Genomic DNA, 5,830 nt, shown 5'->3' on the forward strand with positions numbered 1-5,830 from the left:
ATTGTATGCAGAGCATTGTATGCAGAGCTCCCATTACGGCCGAACCTTGTGGGTCTAATACACTTTCGCGAAGCGTTACATAGATTTTTACTTTTTTCATTGTGTGATTCCTCCTAGACGGGATAGTATGATTTCGTATGCGTCCGTTAATTGACCTAAATCTCTGCGGAACATGTCTTTGTCGAGCTTTTGTTTTGTTTTTTCGTCCCATAAGCGGCACGTATCAGGTGAAATTTCATCAGCTAGCAATACATTGCCTTCATTGTCCCGGCCAAATTCTAGTTTGAAATCAACTAAAATAACACCGATTTCTTTGAAGAATTGCGTCAATATCTCATTTACTTGTAATCCCTTATCATAAAGAGCTTGTACTTCTTCTTTAGAAGCGATGTTCAAAAGCTCGATGTGCTCTTCAGTAATGAGGGGATCACCAAGTTCGTCGTCTTTGTAGTAGAACTCGACGATAGGGCGTGCGAGTTCTACTCCTTCATCCAGTCCGAGGCGCTTAGCTAAACTGCCCGCTGCGACCTGGCGAACCACGACTTCGATTGGAATGATGTCAACTTTTTTCACTAATTGCTCATGATCGGATAATTGCTCAACGAAATGAGAATCAATACCTGCAGCTTTCAATTTTTCAAACAGTAAAGATGTGATTTGGTTATTCAATGTACCTTTTCCTGCGATTTCAGCTTTCTTTTCTCCGTTAAACGCAGTTGCACTATCCTTGTATTCCACAAAAAGAATATCTTCTTTGTCTGTTGTATATAATCGTTTCGCCTTACCTTCATACAAAAGCTGACCTTTTTCCACGTGTATTCCCCCGATTAGTTTAGTCCGAGACGTTCGAAAATCATATCGACATGTTGGATATGGTAGTTATAGTCAAAGCAATCGTCCAATTCTTCTTTAGACAATTGAGAAGTAATGGTTTCGTTCTGTTCAACGACACCACGGAAAGCAATTTGGTTTTCCCAAGCTTCCATCGCACAAGGTTGAACTGTATCATACGCTTCTTCACGAGCCATTCCTTTGTCAATCAAGGCAAGAAGAACGCGTTGTGAGTAAATCAAACCGAGTGTGCTGTCCATGTTGCGTTTCATATTGTCTGGGAATACCGTCAAGTTTTTTACGATGTTTCCGAAACGATTTAGCATGTAGTTTAAAGCGATTGTCGCATCCGGTAAGATGACACGCTCAGCTGAAGAATGTGAAATATCACGTTCATGCCACAAAGACACATTTTCATAAGCAGTCAACATATATCCACGAATCAATCGTGCAAGACCAGTCATGTTTTCAGAACCAATCGGGTTACGTTTATGTGGCATAGCAGATGATCCTTTTTGACCTTTTGCAAATGATTCTTCCACTTCACGTGTTTCCGATTTTTGCAGTCCACGAATTTCAGTTGCAAACTTCTCTACAGACGTTGCAATCAATGCCAGTGTGCTCATGTATTGTGCATGGCGGTCACGTTGCAATGTTTGTGTCGAGATTTTTGATGCTTCGATTCCTAAGTTTTCACAAACATATTTCTCTACAAATGGATCGATGTTTGCGTATGTTCCAACTGCACCAGACATTTTGCCTGTTTCAATTGATTTTGCAGCTGCTTCAAAACGTTCTACGTTACGTTTCATTTCTTCATGCCATAAGGCAAGTTTCAAGCCGAATGTCGTTGGCTCCGCGTGAACACCATGCGTACGTCCCATCATGACCGTGAATTTATGTTCTTTTGCTTTATTGGCCAAGATTTCAACGAAATTGTTCAAATCTTTACGAAGGATTTCATTTGCTTGCTTGATGATGTAAGAAAGAGCTGTATCAACTACATCCGTAGAAGTCAGTCCGTAATGTACCCATTTACGCTCATCGCCAAGTGTTTCAGATACTGCACGTGTGAAAGCAACAACATCATGACGCGTTTCTTCTTCAATTTCTAAAATGCGATTAATATCAAATGAAGCATTAGCACGAATTTTCGCTACGTCTTCTTTTGGAATATCGCCAAGTTCAGCCCATGCTTCACATGCCAAAATCTCAACTTCCAACCATGCTTGGTATTTGTTTTGTTCTGTCCAAATTGCTCCCATTTCAGGGCGAGTATAACGTTCTATCATATAGTTCTCCTTCTATTCCGACCAAATGCCGGAATCCTCGATTTCTTGTAGCGTTTGATTTATATCGTTTGTCAAAATGGTCACATGCCCCATTTTACGTTTTGTTTTCGCTTCTTCTTTACCGTATAGATGAATGGACCAGTCTGGGTATTTAGAAATCGCGTTCGATAGAGGAACGACGTGTTCTCCAAGTACATTGACCATGACAGTCGGTTGATGCAGGACAGGCTTCCTTAGAGGCCATCCGCAAATTGCACGCACATGTTGATGAAACTGTGATATCGTACTACCTTCTATTGAATAGTGTCCTGAGTTATGAGGACGTGGCGCCAACTCGTTAATCACAATCGTGTCATCTTTCAGCACAAACATTTCAACTGCCAAAGTGCCGACTAATTGTAAATGATCAGCAATTTGTTCTGCTGCTTCTGTAGCTTGTGTCAGAATCGATTCAGTTACACGAGCAGGTACAATCGTTTCGTGTAAAATATGATCTTTATGAATATTTTCACCTACAGGCAGGCAATAGGTTTCCCCGTTTCCATTACGCTGTACGATAACTGAAATTTCTTTAACGAATGGCACGAACGCTTCCGCAACACACGCACCGTGATTGAATAATGGTTCCGCCAGTATTAAATCGGCTTCCGATTCGAGCTTTACTTGACCTTTGCCATCGTAACCGCCGTATGCGGTTTTGACGATACAAGGGAAACCAACCTCATTAATACATGCTTTCAGTTCCACAATACTTGTCGCAACTATATAGTCTGCAACCGGTACACCAGCCTGACAAATTTCAGCTTTTTCTGTAATTCGGTTTTGTGTTATACGGACAAGTTCTGCCCCCTGAGGAATATAAGCATATTCAGCTAACCGCTTCAGTCCTTCATAATCAATATTTTCAAATTCGTACGTAATGACATCACTGACATCTGCTAGCTCTTCTAATGCCGTCTGGTCATTATAAGGTGCAACAATTCGTATATCCGCGATTTGACCGCAAGGCGATTCCATACTTGGATCGAGCACTGCAATTTTGAATCCGGCTTCCTTGGCAGCCAAAGCCATCATTCGACCTAATTGACCTCCACCAATAATTCCGATTGTTTGTCCTGGTGAAATGGTTTTGATCATATGAGGTCACCGTTGCTTTCAAATACTTTGTCTTTCGTCGCTTCACGTCTTAAGTCTAAATTGTGTGCTAAGGTTTGATCGGTCATTGCTAGCATTTGAGCAGCAAGCAATCCTGCGTTCGTTGCTCCAGCTTTGCCGATAGCGACTGTCGCAACAGGAACGCCACCTGGCATTTGAACTATGGATAGTAACGAATCAAGACCATTCAATGCTTTTGATTGAATAGGAACCCCAATAACCGGTAACGTCGTTTTCGCTGCAACCATACCCGGTAAATGTGCGGCTCCGCCAGCTCCCGCAATAATCACTTGAATTCCTCGTGTTCTTGCTGACATCGCATACTCAAACATTAAATCTGGCGTGCGATGCGCCGACACCACTTTTTTTTCATAAGGGACTTGCAGTTCATCTAATATGTCACATGTATGTTTCATTGTTTCCCAATCACTTGAGCTTCCCATGATCACGCCGATTTTTGCATTCATCTGAAATCGCTCCTTTATTGAAAAGCTTAAAGCGCTACACTAGTTTGACAACGAGATAACACTTGAAGCTAGACATTAATGACAAAAAGTCCCCAAATAAACTGCTCACTATGCATGAAAAGCAGTTTACTTGAGGACTTTAAAGAAAAGGGGTTATGAACGGCTGACATATACATATGCAGACTCACATCCTTATTTTCATCCAAAAGTTGCTTTCCCGCATAGTCCGGTCATTTACGGTGACCTGGTAGAGACGCTAAAGCCAATTCTTTAGCATATATGGGGATTATCGTTGTTCTTATTCATATTTTAACAACCATTAGGACTCGAGTCAACGCTAAAATGCGAACGATAAATTTTCAGAAAACAATATCGTTCGGTTTTTCGCCAGTTTTTAGGTTATTCAGAGATGTACGTACCTTTAAATTGGATGATTTGACGAATTGGGACGATTTCTCCATTCACTTCTTGGAAAATCGGCTCTTCCCTTCGCCCTGTTGGCATATATCCTTCAGTCTGCATACGTTTTAAACAGTCATCAATGGTTTCATTCTCTGCAACTTCAAACCATACAGTCTTTTTCTTCATTTAAATAGTTTTCCTTTCCTTACCGTTTTAACCCAGAATCCACCATGAATAGTTTTCGGCTCATAAGCAATAATGAATGCTTTTGGATCAAGCTCTTTTATCGTTGCATACAGTTTCAATTCATATTTTCGGGGAGTCAGGATTTGCATCGCTTTACGGTTACCTTCAAGACCATTCGCTTCCCAATCAGTTACTCCATATCCTTTATCACGCAAAAGGCGTGGCAAGGTACGATTTTCTTCAGTCGTAATGACATTTACCGTAATATAACCAAGGGCCATCTTCTCTTCAATTTTCGTACCAACAAGGACCCCAGTACCATACCCAACTGCGTAGGCTATAAGGTTTTGGATCTCATTCAAGTTATCCAATACTAATCCAAGACCCACAACATATATAACCACTTCAATTGTGCTGAGAAACGCTGCAAAATAACGATAACCCTTCAACGTCATAATCATGCGCACTGTAAAAAACGAAACATAGACAATATTTATAGTAAATATGATTAATACCATCAAAAGTGCATCATTGCTCATAATAATCTTCCCTTCATGAAAAAACATTAAGCCCCTATCTTATTAGAGAACCCTTTAGAATACAAGAAATTTTGCGGAATTTCTGTAATTGACATTAAAACAAAGCTATYTACTGTTAAAGCGAAAAGCACTGATATGCTAGGAAGTTATTTATATTTCACTTATATTAAATTTGYCCTTTAATGAAAAGATGTAAACTACTTTTAGTTAGTAAGCCATCCAGTCGCTTTGAACCAGCTGATTCAACTGGATGTTCAAGAAAATCCCATCAAATAGAAGAGAGCCATGCAGCGACCGGCAGAATCTCCACCATTCAGGGGTTTGTGATAGTCGATTGTCTCATAACCCAAGTTAAACAGTCGGGTGAAACAAGCTCGTTCGCTTAAAATCAACAGTTGTAAATTTATCAATCAAACTGGAGATTTATCGTGCAGATTGGATACTTTATCGCTCAAACTAGAGATTTATCGTTCAAATCGAAGCATTTATCGCTCAAACTCATCTCACGAGCAAGTAGACTTTCTGAATCAATACCGTCTTTTAATGGACTTTCTATATGTGATCCTTCTCCAACAGAGAAGAGACTTGCAGCGTCAGCGGAATGGCTCCCATTTAGGGGAGGGAATACATGGCTAAAACTCTTAATGGCCTTGTTTCCGCTACGCTCCTGTTCAAACCCTTAAAAACAACACAAAAAAACCGATACCTCGRAAGGTATCGGTTTCTTATTTGCCTAGCGACGTCCTACTCTCACAGGGGGAAACCCCCAACTACCATCGGCGCTAAAGAGCTTAACTTCCGTGTTCGGTATGGGAACGGGTGTGACCTCTTTGCCATAATCACTAGACTTTTTTGAGTGTTTGTTCACTCAAAACTGGATAAACGGGTCATTGAAAACCATTCAAATTCATTTTGGTTAAGTCCTCGATCGATTAGTATTCGTCAGCTGCACACGTCA

At 40.7% G+C, this 5,830-nt stretch carries 7 protein-coding genes, 1 rRNA gene and 1 riboswitch; all 8 genes read right to left on the reverse strand.

What is annotated here, in order from left to right; translation table 11 throughout:
• Nucleotides 1–100 (reverse strand): phosphoribosylformylglycinamidine synthase subunit PurS (locus AC1DSB_RS13120; protein ID WP_477586862.1); only part of this gene is annotated, 100 nt, incomplete at its 3' end.
• A complete protein-coding gene (gene purC, locus AC1DSB_RS13125; protein WP_477586861.1) occupies nucleotides 97–813 on the reverse strand; it encodes a phosphoribosylaminoimidazolesuccinocarboxamide synthase in 717 nt (238 codons plus the stop codon). The genes AC1DSB_RS13120 and purC, both read right to left, overlap by 4 nt.
• A gap of 14 nt (nucleotides 814–827) precedes the next feature.
• Complete coding sequence (purB, locus tag AC1DSB_RS13130; protein ID WP_477531619.1) at nucleotides 828–2,123, reverse strand: adenylosuccinate lyase; 1,296 nt, start codon at nucleotides 2,121–2,123, stop codon at nucleotides 828–830.
• A gap of 12 nt (nucleotides 2,124–2,135) precedes the next feature.
• Nucleotides 2,136–3,260 carry a 5-(carboxyamino)imidazole ribonucleotide synthase gene (gene purK, locus AC1DSB_RS13135; protein WP_477531620.1) on the reverse strand — a complete coding sequence of 375 codons (1,125 nt, stop codon included), beginning with the start codon at nucleotides 3,258–3,260 and terminating at the stop codon, nucleotides 2,136–2,138.
• Nucleotides 3,257–3,745: a 5-(carboxyamino)imidazole ribonucleotide mutase gene (purE, locus tag AC1DSB_RS13140; protein WP_016429432.1), complete on the reverse strand. Its 489-nt coding sequence runs from the start codon at nucleotides 3,743–3,745 to the stop codon at nucleotides 3,257–3,259. Before purE ends, purK begins: the two co-directional genes overlap by 4 nt.
• Nucleotides 3,746–3,947: 202 nt before the next feature.
• Nucleotides 3,948–4,048, reverse strand: a riboswitch (purine riboswitch).
• Between the two features lie 96 nt (nucleotides 4,049–4,144).
• The gene (locus AC1DSB_RS13145) at nucleotides 4,145–4,333 is read right to left on the reverse strand and encodes an NETI motif-containing protein (RefSeq protein WP_477531621.1); all 189 of its coding nucleotides are present in this window, start codon (nucleotides 4,331–4,333) and stop codon (nucleotides 4,145–4,147) included.
• Entirely contained in the window at nucleotides 4,330–4,872 is a 543-nt protein-coding gene (locus tag AC1DSB_RS13150; RefSeq protein ID WP_036660252.1) for a DUF2179 domain-containing protein, read from the reverse strand. Before AC1DSB_RS13150 ends, AC1DSB_RS13145 begins: the two co-directional genes overlap by 4 nt.
• A gap of 731 nt (nucleotides 4,873–5,603) precedes the next feature.
• A 5S ribosomal RNA gene (rrf, locus tag AC1DSB_RS13155) occupies nucleotides 5,604–5,719 on the reverse strand.
• Nucleotides 5,720–5,830: the final 111 nt, after the last annotated feature.

Source organism: Paenisporosarcina sp. P4_E4_2, assembly GCF_056401595.1.